The sequence below is a fragment of the Aeromonas sp. 160P genome (assembly GCF_055193095.1).
In genome coordinates this window covers 4,293,584-4,310,510 of sequence record NZ_JBUXKV010000001.1, presented here as the reverse complement: position 1 = coordinate 4,310,510, position 16,927 = coordinate 4,293,584, and the positions used below count along the sequence as shown (strand labels likewise).

Genomic DNA, 16,927 nt, shown 5'->3' with positions numbered 1-16,927 from the left:
GTCATCCATGTGGTTCTGGTTGATTGAAGAAGTTGAGTCGGTCCGCCGGTTTTTGGGATTGGGGGGCGACGTGCTGGTCGCCCTGTTCTTCCTGACCCTGATGATGTGGGCCCTGTTGCTGGAGCGCTGGATCTACTTCATGGCGGTCTATCCCAAGCAGGTGAAGCAGACCAAGGCCACCTGGCTGGCCCGCAGCGATCATCTCTCCTGGTCTGCCAAGCAGATCCGGCGTGAGCTGGTCTCTCGGGTTGCCATGGCGGTGGACAAGGGGATGCCGGTCATCAAGGTGTTGATCGCCCTCTGTCCACTGATGGGGCTGCTCGGCACCGTGGTGGGGATGGTGCAGGTGTTTGACACCCTGGCCATTACCGGCACCGGTTCGCCGCGAGCGATGGCATCGGGGATCTCCAAGGCGACGGTACCGACCATGGCGGGCATGATTGCCGCCCTTTCCGGCCTGTTTTTTGTCAATCAGCTCGATCACAAAGCCAAACTGGCGGTGCAAAAGCTGGAAGACAACCTGAAACACGGCTGATGCAGGATGCATACCCCGGCGAGGCCTGGCCTGCCGGGGGCACAGAACAAGCAAGGAGTTTCTGCTATGAGAAAACGTTACAGCGACAGCGGTGCTGATGAGGCGGCTATCGATTTGACCCCCATGCTGGACATAGTGTTCATCATGCTGATCTTCTTTATCGTCACCACCTCCTTCGTCAAGGAGTCCGGTGTCGAGATCAACCGTCCCAGTGCCAGCACGGCCGAGACGGTGAAGAAGGGCAATATCATGGTCGCGGTGCGCGAAAACGGTCAGGTCTGGGTCGACAAGCGCATCGTGGAAGTGGGGGCGGTACGTGCCAACATCGAGCGGCTGCGGGCCGAAAACCCGGAGAGCGCCGTGGTGATCCAGGCCGATACCGAATCCCGTTCCGGTCTGGTGGTGCAGGTCATGGATCAGATCCGCATGGCCGGTGTCCAGAACATCTCCATCGCTGCCAGCAAGAGCAGCTGATGCTGGAGAGAGACCTATGAGATACCTGATATCGTTAACGGTCTCCTGTGTGGTGGTGTTCTTTCTGTTTTTGGGAATGAACAAGCTGATCACACCGGATCACCGGGAGCTGGTGGAGAAGGATGATATCGCCATGACCGATTTCATTCGCATCAAGCCCCAGGAGACCCTGCAAGAGAAGCAACGGGAGCTGCCCAAACCGCCGCCGCCGAACCGTCCGCCGCCCCCTCCCGAGATGGAGGTGGCCAGCACGGATCGGCCGCAGATGGAGAGCTCTCCCATGGACATGCCCAAGCTCGACATCCCGGTCAACATCGGTGGTGGCAACGCCCTCGGTGCCTACAGCACCGGCGGTGGTGGTGGCGGAGTCGGTGGCAACAACGGTGCCATTCCGCTGGCAACCTTTGAGCCCATGATGCCCCGCAAGGCGGCACTGGCGGGTCTGGCCTCCGGCAAGGTGCTGGTGGAGTTCACCGTCACCGAGCGTGGCACCGTCAGCAACGTGCGGATCGTCAAGGAAGAGCCGCGCAGCTATGACCTCGGCAAAGAGGCGCGCAAAACCATCGCCAAGTGGACATTCAAGCCGTCCATGGTGGATGGCAAGCCGCAAGCGAGCCGGATGCAGCAAGAAATCGAGTTTGCGGTCAACTAAGGAAGGTGGCGATGAACAAGTTACACAAGATGATCCTCGCCCCGGTCGCCATGGCGGTGCTGCTCAGCACCGCCAGTTGGGCCGCCGAGCAGCCGGCCCTGTCGGATCGGGCCTATCGGGCGGTCAACAAGGCGCAGGAGCTGATCACCGAGAAGAAGTACGGCGAGGCCAATGCCAAGTTGCAAGATGCACTCTCCGGTGCGGGTGATCGGGTCTACGACAAGGGGGTCATATTGCAGACTCTCGGTTTCGTGGCCGCCCAGCAGGAGAAATACGGTCAGGCGACCAAGTACTTTGCCGATGCCATCGCGACCGGCGGCTTGCCGCCACCGGTGGCCCAGCAGGTGCGCTACAACCTGGCCCAGCTCTATATGGCGGAGGGCAACTACCAGGGGTCTATCAAGACCATGAAGGAGTGGTTTGCCAACCAGGGCAAGGATGACAAGCCCAACTCCCATGCCTATATCACCCTGGCTAACGCCCACGTGCAGCTCAAGCAGTACCGTGACGCGATCCCGGCGGTGGATCAGGCAATCAAGCTCTCGGCGGGTAAAGCGCCGGAGTCCTGGTATCTGCTGAAGATGGGGGCTCACTATGAGCTGAAACAGTACAAACCGGCGACCGAGGTGTTGACCTCCCTGGTCAACATGTTCCCGGAGAAGAAGAAGTACTGGACCCAGCTGTCGGCCATGCATATGCAGGCAGGCAACGATGCCAAGGCGCTTGCTGCGCTGGAGTCAGCCTACAACCTCGGCATGCTGACCGAGGCCGCCGAGCTGCAGCGGCTGGCCAACTACCTCGCCTTCACCGGCATTCCCCATCGCGCAGCAAGGGTGATGGAGAAGGGGATGAAGGAGGGGGTGATTGAGCAGAGCGCCAGCAACTACAAAACCCTGGCTAACTACTGGCATCAGGCCAAGGAGCTGGATCCGGCCATCGACACCCTGGCCAAATCCTACCTGCTGGCTCCGAACGCCGACTTGCAGCTGAAAATGGCGCGTATGATGATCCAGAGCAAGCGCTATCAGGATCTGGTGGCGCTGGCCACCAAACCGGCGGCCAATGCCAATGGTGAACAGCGTGCGGATCTCAAGTTCCTGACCGGAGTCGCCTATTTTGAGCAACAGAAGCCGAAGGAGGCCCTCAACGCCTTCACCCAGGCGGCTCAGAATGGCAACGTCAGTGGTCGGGCATCCCCCTGGATCAGCTTCCTCAAGGAGCAGAGTGGCGCAGGGGAGGCGACCGTCCAGTAATTCCAATGACAACACCTGTAGTCCCTTTTATGGTTGCCTGGTGGCTCCATTAACCGCTCTTCGGAGCGGTTTTTTTATCTCAATGGCAGCAAGCGCCTGCTGGTGGTCGATGCGCTGTTTCACCCTTTTTCACGCCAATAAGGCGCTACCGTCGACATTGGCTTATCTACTTGGGGGTGACAACCGTTTTGGCCTCTGCTTCCACCGTGACATCAGGTGGCGCAGTGCCCTGGTTGATGGAGGAGTGGGTGGCCGCTGGCAGTGGATCGGTGCTGTTCATCTTGCTCTCAGCGGCGACTTGCCAGGGTAGCTTTTGCCCTGTTGATAAGAGTCACACCGAAAACGGCCACTTTTAACAAGAAAAGCAACATATCGAAGTTGAAATTTTGGCCGACTCAGGAAAGAATGCGCGCTCGGTTATTGGCGCCGTGGTGCAGGTTTACCCGCCACCGGCAGACCGAGGATGAGACGGCCCACGGCCCATTTGGTACAGGAAACCACACAGGAATTTTATGAATCCCCTTCGCACTGCCGCTTCGGCCCTTTTATGCACATTTGCGCTGGTCAGCCAGCAGGCTGCCGCCGTCGAGTACCGTCTGCCTGCGGCCAACAGCCGCCTGATCGGTGAAAACCAGCAATACGTGGTGCCTGCGGACAACCGTCCGTTGGAGCAGATCGCTGCTGACTTCCAGCTGGGTCTGACCAACATCATGGAAGCCAACCCGGGCGTTGATCCCTATCTGCCGAAGGCGGGTAGCACCCTGATCATCCCCCACCAGCTGATCCTGCCCAACGCACCCCGCGAAGGGATCGTCATCAACGTCGCCGAGATGCGTCTCTACTACTACCCGAAAGGGAAAAATGTGGTGGAAGTGCTGCCCATCGGTATCGGCCAGCTGGGGGTAAACACTCCGGAGAACTGGATCACCAAGGTAGAGCGCAAGCGCGCCAACCCGACCTGGACCCCGACCGAGAACATCCGTCGCCGCTATGCCGCCCAGGGCAAGACCCTGCCAGCAGTATGGCCAGCTGGCCCGGATAACCCCATGGGTCTGCACGCCCTCTACATCGGCAACCTCTATGCCATCCACGGCACCAACGCCACTTTCGGCATCGGTCTGCGAGTGAGCAGCGGTTGCGTGCGTCTGCGTGCCGACGACATCAAGTATCTGTTCGACAACGTGCCGGTCGGTACTCGCGTCCAGTTCGTCAACCAGCCGGTCAAGACCTCGGTCGAGCCGGATGGCGGTCGCTATATGGAAGTGCACGAGCCGCTATCGCGCAACGAGGAGGAGTTCAACTCCACTGCCTCTGTGCCGCTCCCGATGACCCAGGCTACTACCCGCTTCATCGCCCACGCCGAGTCTGACTCGAACGTGGTCAAGCAGGTGCTGGAACAGCGTACCGGTATGCCGACCCGCCTCAATCCCTGATTGAGGCAGTTGGCAGTGCCGAGTGCACTGGCAGGATAAAGAAAACGGCGACCATCTGGTCGCCGTTTTTTTAGCTCGATTCAGCTCTTTATCAGAACAGGGTTACTGCACGCAGACCGGGCAGAAAGCGTAAGTGCCTTGCGGGTCGTTGAAGCGGGTGAGCGGGTCGAGGCTGCGATTCATCTCCAGCAGAGCCTTGCCAAGCCCGGTGGGCAGCCAGCTTTGCACCTGCGGAGCCAGCACTTGGGCGCTGCTGTCAAACAGCTGACGCAGGAACCTGTCTCTGGTTGACTCCTCCTGCTCGATGGGGGTCACCTGCCACTCTTTAAGGTTGGCCAGTTCGGCTGCGGCCTTGATGGCGTCATCCAGATTGCCGAACTCGTCCACCAGACCGAGGTTCTTGGCATCTTCACCGGTCCAGACCCGGCCTTCGGCCGCTTTTTCGGCCTCTTGCGGGCTCAGGCCGCGGCCCTTGCTGACCAGACCGATGAAGCGCTGGTAGGTATCTTCCACACTCAGCTGGATAGCCTGACCGACGTGATCCGGCAGGGCGCGGGTCGGGCCAACGCCAACGTAATCGGTAGTGCCGACCCCGTCGGTGTGGACACCGAACTGGGCCAGCGCCTTGTCGATGGTGGCGAACATGCCGAATACCCCGATGGAGCCGGTGAGGGTAGTGGGGGAGGCGAAGATCTTGTCCGCATCGGCAGAGATCCAGTAGCCACCGGAGGCGGCATAGCTGCCCATGGAGATGACCACCGGCTTGCCAGCCTGTTTCAGGGCCAGCAGCTCGGCGCGGATCTGCTCGGCGGCGAAGGCGCTGCCACCGGGGCTGTCGACCCGTAGCACCACAGCTTTAACCTTGTCATCGCGGCGGGCATCGGCCAGCAGGTCGGAGAGGCTATCACCGCCGATGGTACCGGCAGGCTGCACGCCATCCATGATGGCGCCGCTGGCGACCACCAGACCTACTTCATCCTTGCCACTCTGGGGATACTGTTCGGGTGCGGCGGCCAGATACTCTTTCAGGCCGACCCCTTTCCAGCCGTGATCGTCCGCTTCACCAACCTCTTTAATGACCGCCTGGGTCATCTCGTCGCGGGTGGCCAGTTGATCCACCAGACCGTTGTCGAGGGCGTAGTTGGCGGCATTGCCACCGGCCTTGCGCAGCAGCTCGAGGAAGCGCTCCTTGCCCGGCGCGACGGCATCGGGTTCGATCTCCCGCTGCTCGGCGACATCGGCCACATAGGATTGCCACAGCTGATCCAGCCAGCGCTGGTTCGCCTCTTTGCTTTCGGGGGACATCTCGTCGCGGGTATAGGGCTCGACGAAGGATTTGTAAGTGCCGACCTTGAACACGTGCGGGGTGATGTTGAGCTTTTCCAGCGCCGACTTGAAGTAGGTCTGGTAGACGCCGAGCCCCTCGATCACCACAGCGCCACTCTGGTTGAGCAGCACGTGATCGGCGTGGGCTGCCAGCAGGTAGGGGCCCTGCGCGTAGAAGTCCGCCATGGCGATCACCGGTTTGCCGCTCTCCTTGAACTGGTCGATGGCGTTCGCCACCTCCTGCAGTTTGGACAAGCTGGCGCCCTGCAGCCCTTGTGGCTTGATCACCAGCGCCTTGATGCGCTCGTCATCCTTGGCGCTCTTGATGGCCCACAGCAGGTCGGAGAGGACGATCTCGCTCGGCTGCTCGTCGCTGCTGTCCATCTGGCGCAGCAGCTGTACGGTGGGATCGGTCTGGGAGCGTTGCTCCACCAGTACGCCGTTGAGATTGATGGTCAGCGCCCCTTCGATGGGGGTCTCCGGGGCCTCTTTCTGGCTGACGCTGAAGACGATGACCAGCACTACGATGAGAAACAGCAGATTGACCAGCATCAGCCGGGTGAAATTGAGCAGGCGCCACATGCTGCGGAACAACCAACCCAGACCTTTGAAAATAGACATAGTCGCGTTATCGCCCTGTTAATGGGTAGAGAAGGGTCATTATTAACCAGTTGCGGGCGAAATTGCCATTTCCGACTGGCGGATCCCGGCTATCTTCGTTCAGGGCACGGCTGTTCGCTGAAAAATTGTCCAAACATTTGTTTGAAAAAGGATTTTCGATTCTTTACTCTAGCTTCAGTTTGATAACAAAAAATTAACTGGAGGCCTTGTGAGTCTTTACCCTACTTTGCTGACCCCCCTTGACCTCGGTTTTACCCAGCTGCGCAACCGGGTGTTGATGGGTTCCATGCACACTGGTCTCGAAGAGGAGAAGGGCGGTTTTGACAAGCTGGCCGCCTTCTATGCCGAACGAGCCCGTGGCGGTGTCGGTCTTATCGTCACCGGCGGCATCGCCCCCAACCTGCGCGGGCGGCTGGTGCCTCACGGTTCCCAGCTGAGCTTCCCCTGGCAGGTAAGCAAGCACAAGAAGGTGACCAGCGCCGTGCATCAGGAGGGGGGCAAGATCGCGCTGCAGATCCTCCATGCCGGTCGTTATGCCTACCATCCGTTCAGTCTGGCGCCGAGCGCCCTCAAGGCCCCCATCTCCCCGTTCAAGCCGCGCGCCATGAGTGAGCGGCAGATCCGCGGCACCATTCGTGACTTCGCTTCAACCGCTGCGCTGGCCAAGGCGGCCGGTTATGACGGGGTCGAGGTGATGGGCTCGGAAGGCTATCTCATCAACCAGTTCATCTGCGAGCGCACCAACAAGCGCACCGATGGCTGGGGTGGCAGCAATGAGAACCGCATGCGCTTCCCGGTGGAGATTGTTCGCGCCATCCGCGAGCGGGTCGGCATCGACTTCATCATTATCTTCCGCCTCTCCATGCTGGATCTGGTGGAGCAGGGCTCGACCCTGGAAGAGGTGATCGCCCTTGGCAAAGCACTGGAACAGGTCGGCGTGACCCTGATCAATACCGGCATCGGTTGGCACGAAGCGCGCATTCCCACCATCGCCACCAGTGTGCCGCGCGGTGCTTTTAGCTGGGTCACTGCCGAGCTGAAAAAGCACCTCACAGTGCCACTTATTACCACCAACCGGATCAATACCCCCGAGGTGGCCGAGCGCATTCTGGCGGGCGGTGAGGCGGACATGGTCTCCATGGCGCGCCCCTTCCTGGCGGATCCCGAGTTTGTCATCAAGGCGGCCGAGAACCGGGCGGATGAGATCAATACCTGCATCGCCTGCAATCAGGCCTGCCTTGACCATGTGTTCAAGCAAAAGCGCGCCTCCTGTCTGGTCAATCCCCGCGCCTGTTTCGAGACCGAGCTGACATTTGGTCGCGTGCCTCAGCCCAAAAAGCTGGCTGTGGTGGGGGCGGGCCCAGCCGGTCTGGCGTTTGCCTGCTACGCTGCCGAGCGCGGCCATCAGGTGAGCCTGTTTGATCAGGCGCCGATAATCGGTGGTCAGTTCAACTTCGCCAAGCAGATCCCGGGCAAGGAGGAGTTTCACGAGACCCTGCGCTATTTCGCCAAGCGACTGGAGAAGTGTGGCGTCGAGCTCTACCTCGGCCAGCGCCAGAGTGCCGAGAGCCTGCTCGGCGGCGGTTTTGACGAGGTGATCCTCGCCACCGGCATCCGCCCGCGCTCTCCAAACATTCCGGGCATTGAGCATGCCAAGGTGATGAACTACCTCGATGTGTTGCGGGATCACAAGCCGGTCGGCCAGAAGGTGGCGGTGATCGGCGCAGGCGGCATCGGCTTCGATGTGGCTGAATACCTTGTGGAGAACAAGGTGGCGATGGATGCCGACGGTCATCGTGATCACTGGCTCAAGGAGTGGGGCATCGACAAGCAGCTTGGCGAGCGTGGCGGCCTGATCACGCCGGAGATCGACGCCCCCGAGCGCCAGGTCTGGCTGCTGCAGCGCAAGGAGAGCAAGGTGGGTGACGGACTTGGCAAGACCACCGGCTGGATCCACCGTACCGTGCTCAAAAACCGCAAGGTGCAGATGCTCTCCGGGGTGCAATATCTGGGGATCGATGACGAGGGCTTGCACATTCAGGTGGGCGAGACCAAACAGTGTCTGCCGGTGGATCAGGTGATCATCTGCGCTGGGCAGGAACCCCTCAAGGAGCTGCAGGCCGGGTTGCAGGCGGCAGGCAAGCCGGTGCACATCATCGGCGGTGCCGACGTGGCGGCCGAGCTGGATGCCAAGCGCGCCATCCGGCAAGGGGCCGAGCTGGCTGCTGTTATCTAGCCAGCCATACCCCCTGACCCTCTATCGTGCGATAAACCCCTGAGCCTCAGGGGTTTTCTTCATTCGGTGCTGTGCTAAGGTAGCGCCATCATTGCCCCAGAGAAGGAATTGCCCATGGATGCCCTCACCCTGTTGCTCAACCGCCACTCCTGTGGCCGTCTCGCCGACCCCGCCCCGAGCGGTGAGGTGCTCGACAATATCCTCAAGGCGGGTCTGCGCGCGCCGGATCACGGCACCCTGACTCCCTGGCAGTTCATTCTGTTTGAAGGGGAGGGGCGTGAGCGGTTGGGTAAGCTGCTGGCAGAGGCGGCTCGCGCCCGTGGCGAGGATGACGATAGCGTCAAGAAGTGTAGTGAAGCGCCGCTGCGCGCCCCCTTGGTAGTCGCTGTGGCAACCCGTTATCAGGATCACCCCAAGGTGCCGAAGCTGGAGCAGGAGCTCTCTGCCGGTTGCGCGCTGATGGCGATGCAGATGGCGGCGCAGGCACAGGGTTTCAACGGCATCTGGCGCTCCGGCTGGTTTATCTTCGATGAGCAGATCAACAAGGGATTGGGATTGGCGGCAGAGGATCAGCTGGTGGGCTTCCTCTACCTCGGCACCCCCATGCTGGAAGCACGCAAACTGCGCGAACTGCCGCTCGATGAGTTTGTCCGCCGTTTCTGACGCGTCGGTCACATTGCGGTTGAGAAAAGCAAAGCCTCGAGAAATCGGGGCTTTGCTTTTTAACCGTGAATAGTAACCAGAGTGGTTGGGGAAAATAAATGGGTCAAAGGGGCTTCGCGCGCCGTAGCAGGTAATTATTTAAATAGTGCGATGTACCTCGCAATCCTGTTGTTTTTCACTACGTAAAACGTTTGCGCATTCGTTAATATCTCTCTCGCCAGTTTAGAAGGGTATCCCTTCTAATTTTTCTGCGATGAGAGTCGCAATTCCGTAGCACCTTTTAACAGCCCAACGTCTTCGTGACATTGGGCTTTATTTTTATGGGGTGTCGGGGCGGCTGGTGACCTGATGGCGGCATCGGCATACAACCCTGTTAGGTACCTTATGCCCTGTTTTTGGCTGGCAGGATCCGGGCCGGGTTGCCCGCGACTCTGACTCCGGGCGGTACATCTTTGGTAACGACAGCGCCGGCTCCGACGATCGCCTCCCGCCCAATGGTGACGCCGGGCAGCAAGATGGCGCCGCCCCCAATCCAGACCTTCTCTTCAATGGTGACCGGCAGCGCCGTCTCAGCTCCCTTGATCCGTTCATCGGCCTCCAGCGCATGAGCTGCGGTATAGATCTGCACATTTGGCCCAATCATCACGTTGGCGCCGATGCGGATGGGGGCATTGTCCAGCAGGGTCGCCCCCATATTGATGTAGGAGTCCTTGCCCAGCTGGATGTGGCGGCCATAGGTGCAGTAGAGGGGCGGGCAGATAAAGGCGTTCTCTGCCAGTTCGCCAACCAGATCCGCCAACAGCGCCCGCTGCTCTGCTTCCTCTTCCGCCTGATTGAAACGGCGATAGCGCCGTGCCGCTTCCCGGCGCAACAGTGCCAGCTCGGGTGCCATGCAGTTGTAAGGTTGGCTGCTGATCATCTTCTGGTATTCGCTCATGGCAGGGCCTCAATGATGTGGAAGAGCGATGTTAATCCCTCATTGGCCAGAGAAGCGTGAACCGTCCCCCAGAGTGGGCAAGGGGAGAAACAACAAGAGCACCCTCAGGTGCTCTTGTTTGATAGCGATAATGGCTTGCTGCTCTCGCAGCGGCCCGCGCTTAGCCGTGCTTGCGGCCAGAGAGGCGGCACCACTCTTCCTTGACTGCGGTCGGGTCCATGTCGAACCACTGGCCGTAGATGGTTTCCAGCTCTGGCGCCTGGCTCTCCAGCACGCCGGAGAGGGCCATCAGGCTGCCCGCCTTGCCGTGACCGGCGATAAGCGGTGCCAGTTCGCGTAGCGGGCCGGCCAGAATGTTGGCTACCACCACGTCCGCTTCGACGTCTTGCGGCTGGTCGGCAGGCAGGTAGAGTTCGATCTGGCCCGCCACGCCGTTACGCTCGGCATTGTCGCGGCTGGCCTGGATGGCTTGCGGGTCGATGTCGATGCCGATGACGCGGGCGGCACCCAGTTTCAGGGCGGCGATGCCGAGAATGCCGGAGCCACAGCCAAAATCGACCACGGTTTTACCGGTCAGATCCAGCCCGTCCAGCCACTGCAGGCAGAGTGCCGTGGTGGGGTGAGTACCGGTACCGAAGGCCAGACCCGGATCCAGCATGACGTTGACCGCATCGGGGTTCGGCACATCGCGCCAGCTCGGGCAGATCCAGAGCCGCTCGCCAAACTGCATGGGGTGGAAGTGATCCATCCACTCGCGCACCCAGTCCTTGTCTTCCAGCTGCTCAACCTTGTAGCCGACCTCTTCACCGAAGATCTGCTGGAAGAAGGCGATGGTGGGGGCCGGATCGGTTTCGGCATCGAACAGACCCATCACTTCGGTCTCACCCCAGAGCGGCGTTTCACCGGGCAGCGGCTCATAGACAGGGACATCCTGGGCATCCATAAAGGTCACGGCCTGGGCTCCACGCCCCAGCAGCATGTTGCTCACCTTGTCTGCGGTCTTGGCAGTGGCGTTGATTCGAATTTGTATCCAGGGCATGGCGTCGACTCTTCATAAATGTGAAACCGCGAGATTCTACCATCATGGGGCAGTGCTGTCGTGGTTTGCCCATGGCGTGGGGTGATATGGGGGCTTTTACCGGATTGGCACGGTTCCTGTATTGCTCTATGCAGGCGAAGACGACCGGTTTTCGCTGAACGCTTTGCTCAAGTTCCGTCATCTTTCACTGCCACCCTCGGGTGGCATTTTTTTATCTGCACTTGTTTGCCTGGTAAATAATCTGCCAGACAAAAAAAGAGCAAGGTCGACACCTTGCTCAAGGACGGGCTGACGCCGGTTTGGCGCAGTCATGCTGCTGTTGGCACGCCAGATGCAAAGACTAATGTGTCCTGCATAAGGATATGTGTGTGATTGTTACCCCAATGTTCAGGTATTCAGGCCATTTCTCGCGAAATGGCCTCTTTTTTGGCTGATTGTCGGACGTTGCCCTGCCACTGGTGGGCATGAGTGTCGGTTGCTGTGCCCGTTTGGGGCATCTCCTTGGTGAACTTATCCCATCATGGTGCGTTTGAGGGCTTAGTTGGCGAAGTTGCTCATGTCGATCACCAGCTTGCCTACCATGCGGCCCGCCTCCACCTCGGCATGGGCCTGAGCCAGCGTGACCGGGGTCAGCGAGGGGATGGTGCTGGTCAGGGTGGTCTGCAGTACTCCTTCATCGACCAGTGCTGCCACCCGGCCGAGCAGGCGGTGTTGCTCGATCATGTCCGGCGTCTGGAACAGGGATCGGGTGAACATGAACTCTTGGCTGAAGGTGACGCTCTTGCTCTTGAGCAGGGAGAGATCCCACGGCTCGTTCGATTCGGCGATGGTACAGATATGGCCGAACGGGCGGATCAGCCCGGCCATGGTGGCCCAGTGCTCGGCAGTGGCGTTGGTGCAGAAGATGGCATCGACCTGAGTGATGCCAAGAGCGGTCAGCTCCTCCTGCAACTTGTGGTGATTCACAACCTGATGGGCCCCCATCTCGAGGCACCACTCACGGCTCTCGGGGCGGGAGGCGGTAGCAATCACCTCCATGCCGGTGAGCTGGCGGGCCAGCTGGATGGCGATGGAGCCCACGCCACCGGCGCCGCCGATGATCAGCAGCTTGCCACGACTTTCGCGGGTGAGGGCGAAGCGCTCGAACAGGGTCTCCCAGGCGGTGATGGCGGTCAGCGGCAGGGCGGCGGCCTCCACATCGCTCAAGCTAGTGGGGGCGATCGCAGCGATGCGCTCATCCACCCGTTGCAGGGCGCTGTTGCTGCCGGGGCGGCTGATGTCGCCAGCATACCAGACCCGGTCGCCCGCCTTGAACAGGGTCACTTCGTTGCCGGTGGCGATCACTTCCCCTACCGCATCCCAGCCCAGCACCCGGGGTGTGGCTTCAATTTTGGCCTTGGGGGATCGCACCTTGGTATCCACCGGATTGACCGAGGTGGCGGTGACCCGCACCAGCAGATCCCGCGGGCCCGGGGTGGGATCGGGCAGGTTGGCGGCGATAAAGCAGTCGGGATGGTCACTTGGCAGGTAGTGAGTCAGGGCAATGGCTTTCATGGTTATTCCTTCAAATCGCTGTGTTCGGGATTGCCACTCACTCTAGTCTGGTTGATTATCAAGATTAAGATGGGTAATCGGTAAAGACTGTTTGAATATATGAACAATGTCGATCTGGAGTTGATGGGACTGTTCGCCACCGTGGTGGAGCAGGGGAGCTTTACCCGGGCCGCCGAGCTGCTTGGCATGCCCAAGTCATCGGTGAGCCAGAAGATCTCGCGACTCGAAGCCCAGCTCGGGGTGCGGCTGTTGCAGCGCACCACCCGCAAGTTGAGCCTGACGCCGCAGGGGGAGCTCTATGTGGAGCACTGTCAGGGGCTGCTGGCGCTGGCCCGCAGCGCCAATCTGGCGATGGCGCGGCTGCGCTCGGCTCCGGCGGGGCGGGTGCGGATCACCGCCCCCGAGGCGACCGGCACCCTGCTGCTTGGCAAGATCCTCGCCGAGTTTCGCGCCCTCTATCCCGAGGTGGTGCTGGAGCTCACCCTGAGCGATGAGCAGGAGGATCTGGTGGGGGAGGGTTACGATCTGGCGCTGCGGGCGGCGCCGCTGAAAGACTCCAGCCTCATCTGTCGGCGCATCGGTCAGGTGGCGCGTCATCTGGTAGCAGCGCCCGCCTATCTGGCGGCTCACGGTATGCCGCAACAGCTGAGTGAGCTGGGCCGTTATGCCTGTCTGGTGCACTCGGCCATGCCGGTGTGGCCATTGCAGGAGGGGGGCTGGCGGCCGCAGGGGGCCTGTGTCAGCAACAGCTTGTTGGCGCTGCGGGAGATGGCGATCCATGAAGGGGGAATCGCCCTGTTGCCCCACCATGTCTGTGCAGGGGATTTGGCGGCGGGGCGGCTGCAGAAAGTGTTGCCGGATCAGCCCATTCCGGCCAACCCGTTTTACTTGATCTATCCCAGTCGGGAGCATCTGGCCCCCGCCCTGCGTACCCTGATGGATTTTGTGGCCGAGCGGCTGCCGTTCGCCTGAGTTACCAGCTGCTTTCGCTGGCTGACTCCTGATTGGGTTTGAGGCCGAGGGGCACTGACTGGCGCTCCGCCAGCATGCGGATCTGCCCTTCGATCAGACTGGCGCTGGGACCCAGTACCAGCACCAGCTGGTGGTCGTTGAGCTCGATCCAGGAGAGGCAACCCAGCCCCAGCAGGCGGGATTGATCCACCAGTGAAATATCGCGCACCCGCAGGCTCAGACGGGTGAGGCAGACGCTCATCGCTTGCAGGTTGTCCATCCCGCCCAGCACCTTGAGGTACTGGATCGCTAGCATCTGCGGATCAGAAGGGGCGACGTTTGCCAGCCGTGGATGCTCTTTGGCAATGGGCTTACTCGGCATGCTGAGGGGGGCGCGCTCCAGCAGCTGATAGAACAGCAAGGTGTAGGCGACGAAGAACAGGATACCGACCGGAATCAGCCAGAAGCTGCGCTCACCGTACTGATAGCTCAACACCAGATCGAGCAGACCGGCGGAGAAGTAGCTGCCGACCTTGATCCCGAGCCCACTGCAGACCGCCAACGACAATCCGGTTAGCAAGGCGTGAGCCAGAAACAGCCAAGGGGCGGTGAAGGCGAACAGAAACTCGATGGGCTCGGTGATGCCCAGCAGTGCTGAGGTGAGCGCCAGGGTGAGCAGCAGTCCACCCTGTGGCAACCGCTGCATCCGTTGGCGGTGCAGCCAGATGGCAAAACAGGCGCCGGGCAAGCCGAACATGATGATGGGGTAGAGACCGGCTACATACCCTTCATGGAGCGGCTTGGCGGCGGCCAGTGCCTGCAGGTTGCTCTCGCCAAGGCCGATGACACTGCCCAGCACCTGATGCAGCCCGAGCGGGATCAGCAGCCGGTTGAGGGTGCCGTAGCAGAAGGCACCAAACGGCGTGGTGAGCAGCTCAGAGGTGAGCAGGGTCAGCCCCCGTTCCAGTGGCGGCCACAACAACGAGAGGGGGATGGCGATCAGCAGGCAGGCGAGTGCCGAGATCAGCAAGCTGGGGAACTCCCCCTTGGCGATCTGCAGCCTGCGGGGTAGTTTTTGCTGATGTACCCAGGGATAGATAATGGCGGTGGTGAGCCCTGCCAGCAGGCCGCAGATCATCTCTGCGTGCAGGTTGGGGGCCAGGGTGTTGAAGGCGGTACTGAGCAGCAGAAAGTTGACGGCTCCCGCCAGTGTTTGCCCGCCCAGCTCCTGTCGACTGAGGCCAAAAGCAATTGCCACCGCATAGATAAGCGGCATCTGGCTGAAGATCGCCTGCCCGGTGAGGGAGAGGATCGCCATATCCAGCACATCGGGTTGCCCAAGTCGGAAGATCAAGGCCGCCATCGGCAGGATGGAGACCGGCAGCAGCAGGGCATAACCGAGCCGCTGCAGGGCTTGGGTAACTAGGTGTCGAGTGGCTTTTACGGGCATACAGCGGCAACTTTTTGTGACTTGGCGCACAGTTTACCCGTAAAACACCTCTTTGGGGATAGTATTGAAACCCCTAATTTATCTTTTTGTTATTTCTGCTCGAAAAGCTCCTGCACTTCCTGCGATGGCGGCGCAGTCAGCAGGCTTACCACGATGAAGAGACCCAATCCCACGCCCAGACTCGGCACTATGGCATGCAGGCCTGCCAGCTTGATCCCCCACTGGCTCAAGATGCCATAGCTGACGATACCGCTGATCATGCTGGCCAGCGCGCCCGGGCCATTAGCCCGCGACCAGTAGAGACCGAGCACCAGCGGCCAGAGGAACACTGCCTGCAGACCGCCAAAGGCGAGCAGGTTGAGCCAGATGATCATCTCGGGCGGTTGCAGCGCCGCCAGCAGCACCAAAGTGCCGAGGATCAGGGTGCAGAGCAGGGAGAGGCGGGGGATGCGCACCTCCAGCTTTTCTTGCTTCGGATTGAGGTAGTTGAGGTAGAGATCCTTCACCAGGGTGGCGGAAGCCTGGATCAGCTGGGAATCGATGGTGGACATGATGGCCGCCATCGGCGCCGCCAGGAAGACCCCGGCGAGCCAGGGAGGCAGCACCTCCATCATCAAGGAAGGCATGATCTTGTCCGGGCTATCCATACCCGGCAGGATGGCACGGCCCAGCGCACCGGCCAGATGCATGCCAAACATCAGCAGGGCGCTCACCACAGTGCCGATCAACATGCCACGATGGAGCGCCTTGCTGTCGCGATAGCCAAAGCAGCGCAGCGCCGAGTGGGGCAACCCCACCACGCCGATACAGACCAGGATCCAGAAGCTCAGCATAAAGGGCTGGGTCAGCATGTCATCGGCCCCTTGCGGGCTGACCAGCTTGGGGTCGATCTCCTTTAGCTGATGGATAAGATTGGGCAATCCATCCCCTGTAATCAGGATCCCTGCCAGCAGGGCACCGGTGCCGATCAGCATGATGATCCCCTGCAGCGCATCGGTCATCACCACTGCCCGAAAGCCGCCGATCACCGTGTAGAGCAGCACGCAGCTGGCAAACAGCATCAGCCCGTGGTGGTAGGAGAGGCCAGTGGCGGTCTCCAGCAGGCGGGCACCGCCGATAAACTGCACCACCATGGTGGCGATAAAGGCCAGAATGATGGTAACGGAGCCGAGGATCACCACCGCCTTGCTCTGGTAGCGGGCCCACAGCATGTCGTTGATGGTCACCGCATTGACCCGGCGGGCGATGATGGCGAACTTTTTACCCAGCACACCCAGGGTGAGCCAGACGGTGGGCAGCTGGATCATCGCCAGCAACACCCAGCCAAGACCAATCTTGTAGGCCGCCCCCGGCCCGCCGATAAAGGAGGAGGCAGAGGTGTAAGTGGCCACCAGGGTCATTGCCAGCACCAGCCCGCCCATGCTGCGGTTGCCGATGAAGTACTCCTGTACGAAGTTGCCTTCCGCCCGATGACGGCTGGCCCAAAAACCCACGCCCAGCACCAGCACCAGATAGATAAAGAGCGGCAGCATCAGCTCAAGATTCATGGGATGACCCCTCGTTTTGGTGGGGCAGGGTATCGAGGGGGATCTCTATAAACAGCCGGTTCACCATCAGCGCACACAGCACGATGAACAGCAACGGCATCACCATGCAGCTGAGCAGGAACCACAGTGGCAGCCCCCAGAGCTCCAGTTGGAGGGGGGTAAAATAGGCTGTGCCATACCAGGCAAAGAAGTAGAGCAGGGTCAGCAGCAGGCAGAAAGCGGCTTCCCGGCGGGCGAGAGCAAAACGGTTCACCTT

The 16,927-nt window shown here is 60.6% G+C and carries 15 protein-coding genes; 8 read left to right on the top strand and 7 right to left on the bottom strand.

The features are described from left to right. The first annotated feature begins 7 nt into the window (after positions 1-7). The 5 genes from ACY8FN_RS19950 (at position 8) to ACY8FN_RS19930 (ending at position 4,347) form a co-directional block, all read left to right on the top strand. Positions 8-535, top strand: coding sequence for a MotA/TolQ/ExbB proton channel family protein (locus tag ACY8FN_RS19950; RefSeq protein ID WP_042018091.1), 528 nt, complete (start codon positions 8-10; stop codon positions 533-535). 66 nt (positions 536-601) lie between these two features. Further along, the gene (locus ACY8FN_RS19945; protein ID WP_033137735.1) at positions 602-1,009 is read left to right on the top strand and encodes an ExbD/TolR family protein; all 408 of its coding nucleotides are present in this window, start codon (positions 602-604) and stop codon (positions 1,007-1,009) included. 16 nt (positions 1,010-1,025) lie between these two features. After that, positions 1,026-1,661, top strand: coding sequence for an energy transducer TonB (locus ACY8FN_RS19940; protein WP_101347899.1), 636 nt, complete (start codon positions 1,026-1,028; stop codon positions 1,659-1,661). An 11-nt stretch (positions 1,662-1,672) separates the two neighbouring features. Next, positions 1,673-2,914, top strand: a complete 1,242-nt coding sequence (locus ACY8FN_RS19935; RefSeq protein WP_463100995.1) for a tetratricopeptide repeat protein — start codon at positions 1,673-1,675, stop codon at positions 2,912-2,914. Positions 2,915-3,426: 512 nt separating this feature from the next. Further along, positions 3,427-4,347, top strand: coding sequence for a L,D-transpeptidase family protein (locus ACY8FN_RS19930; protein WP_101321187.1), 921 nt, complete (start codon positions 3,427-3,429; stop codon positions 4,345-4,347). 102 nt (positions 4,348-4,449) lie between these two features. Here ACY8FN_RS19930 and sppA read toward each other — a convergent pair whose 3' ends face one another. Further along, a complete protein-coding gene (gene sppA, locus ACY8FN_RS19925; protein WP_463100994.1) occupies positions 4,450-6,294 on the bottom strand; it encodes a signal peptide peptidase SppA in 1,845 nt (614 codons plus the stop codon). 208 nt (positions 6,295-6,502) lie between these two features. Between sppA and ACY8FN_RS19920 the strand changes: the two genes are divergently transcribed. Then, positions 6,503-8,530: an oxidoreductase gene (locus ACY8FN_RS19920; protein WP_463100993.1), complete on the top strand. Its 2,028-nt coding sequence runs from the start codon at positions 6,503-6,505 to the stop codon at positions 8,528-8,530. A gap of 114 nt (positions 8,531-8,644) precedes the next feature. Beyond that, complete coding sequence (locus ACY8FN_RS19915; protein WP_463100992.1) at positions 8,645-9,193, top strand: NAD(P)H nitroreductase; 549 nt, start codon at positions 8,645-8,647, stop codon at positions 9,191-9,193. A 382-nt stretch (positions 9,194-9,575) separates the two neighbouring features. Here the strand turns inward: ACY8FN_RS19915 and ACY8FN_RS19910 are convergent, their stop codons facing one another. The 3 genes from ACY8FN_RS19910 to ACY8FN_RS19900 all read right to left on the bottom strand — a co-directional run bounded on the left by ACY8FN_RS19910 (position 9,576) and on the right by ACY8FN_RS19900 (position 12,723). After that, positions 9,576-10,130: a sugar O-acetyltransferase gene (locus tag ACY8FN_RS19910; protein ID WP_463100991.1), complete on the bottom strand. Its 555-nt coding sequence runs from the start codon at positions 10,128-10,130 to the stop codon at positions 9,576-9,578. Between the two features lie 160 nt (positions 10,131-10,290). Then, complete coding sequence (gene prmA, locus ACY8FN_RS19905) at positions 10,291-11,169, bottom strand: 50S ribosomal protein L11 methyltransferase (protein ID WP_101325635.1); 879 nt, start codon at positions 11,167-11,169, stop codon at positions 10,291-10,293. Positions 11,170-11,706: 537 nt separating this feature from the next. Continuing rightward, positions 11,707-12,723: a zinc-binding alcohol dehydrogenase family protein gene (locus tag ACY8FN_RS19900; protein WP_463100990.1), complete on the bottom strand. Its 1,017-nt coding sequence runs from the start codon at positions 12,721-12,723 to the stop codon at positions 11,707-11,709. Between the two features lie 99 nt (positions 12,724-12,822). On the opposite strand from ACY8FN_RS19900, the gene ACY8FN_RS19895 reads away from it, so the two are divergent. Further along, positions 12,823-13,695, top strand: coding sequence for a LysR family transcriptional regulator (locus ACY8FN_RS19895; RefSeq protein WP_463100989.1), 873 nt, complete (start codon positions 12,823-12,825; stop codon positions 13,693-13,695). Between the two features lies 1 nt (position 13,696). Here ACY8FN_RS19895 and ACY8FN_RS19890 read toward each other — a convergent pair whose 3' ends face one another. From ACY8FN_RS19890 to ACY8FN_RS19880, 3 genes are all read right to left on the bottom strand, one after another. Then, positions 13,697-15,124 carry a PTS transporter subunit EIIC gene (locus ACY8FN_RS19890; protein WP_303847270.1) on the bottom strand — a complete coding sequence of 476 codons (1,428 nt, stop codon included), beginning with the start codon at positions 15,122-15,124 and terminating at the stop codon, positions 13,697-13,699. A gap of 89 nt (positions 15,125-15,213) precedes the next feature. Beyond that, positions 15,214-16,671 carry a sodium/pantothenate symporter gene (gene panF, locus ACY8FN_RS19885; protein ID WP_463100988.1) on the bottom strand — a complete coding sequence of 486 codons (1,458 nt, stop codon included), beginning with the start codon at positions 16,669-16,671 and terminating at the stop codon, positions 15,214-15,216. Beyond that, positions 16,661-16,924, bottom strand: a complete 264-nt coding sequence (locus ACY8FN_RS19880) for a YhdT family protein (protein ID WP_101321169.1) — start codon at positions 16,922-16,924, stop codon at positions 16,661-16,663. The genes panF and ACY8FN_RS19880 overlap by 11 nt, the downstream gene beginning before the upstream one ends. Positions 16,925-16,927 lie beyond the last annotated feature (3 nt).

What these genes read in the sequence shown, in the direction of transcription:
- ACY8FN_RS19950 (WP_042018091.1), top strand. Translation starts at nt 8, where the DNA reads ATGTGGTTCTGGTTGATTGAAGAAGTTGAGTCGGTCCGCCGGTTTTTG.
- ACY8FN_RS19945 (WP_033137735.1), top strand. Translation starts at nt 602, where the DNA reads ATGAGAAAACGTTACAGCGACAGCGGTGCTGATGAGGCGGCTATCGAT.
- ACY8FN_RS19940 (WP_101347899.1), top strand. Translation starts at nt 1,026, where the DNA reads ATGAGATACCTGATATCGTTAACGGTCTCCTGTGTGGTGGTGTTCTTT.
- ACY8FN_RS19935 (WP_463100995.1), top strand. Translation starts at nt 1,673, where the DNA reads ATGAACAAGTTACACAAGATGATCCTCGCCCCGGTCGCCATGGCGGTG.
- ACY8FN_RS19930 (WP_101321187.1), top strand. Translation starts at nt 3,427, where the DNA reads ATGAATCCCCTTCGCACTGCCGCTTCGGCCCTTTTATGCACATTTGCG.
- sppA (WP_463100994.1), bottom strand. Translation starts at nt 6,294, where the DNA reads ATGTCTATTTTCAAAGGTCTGGGTTGGTTGTTCCGCAGCATGTGGCGC.
- ACY8FN_RS19915 (WP_463100992.1), top strand. Translation starts at nt 8,645, where the DNA reads ATGGATGCCCTCACCCTGTTGCTCAACCGCCACTCCTGTGGCCGTCTC.
- ACY8FN_RS19910 (WP_463100991.1), bottom strand. Translation starts at nt 10,130, where the DNA reads ATGAGCGAATACCAGAAGATGATCAGCAGCCAACCTTACAACTGCATG.
- prmA (WP_101325635.1), bottom strand. Translation starts at nt 11,169, where the DNA reads ATGCCCTGGATACAAATTCGAATCAACGCCACTGCCAAGACCGCAGAC.
- ACY8FN_RS19900 (WP_463100990.1), bottom strand. Translation starts at nt 12,723, where the DNA reads ATGAAAGCCATTGCCCTGACTCACTACCTGCCAAGTGACCATCCCGAC.
- ACY8FN_RS19895 (WP_463100989.1), top strand. Translation starts at nt 12,823, where the DNA reads ATGAACAATGTCGATCTGGAGTTGATGGGACTGTTCGCCACCGTGGTG.
- ACY8FN_RS19890 (WP_303847270.1), bottom strand. Translation starts at nt 15,124, where the DNA reads ATGCCCGTAAAAGCCACTCGACACCTAGTTACCCAAGCCCTGCAGCGG.
- panF (WP_463100988.1), bottom strand. Translation starts at nt 16,671, where the DNA reads ATGAATCTTGAGCTGATGCTGCCGCTCTTTATCTATCTGGTGCTGGTG.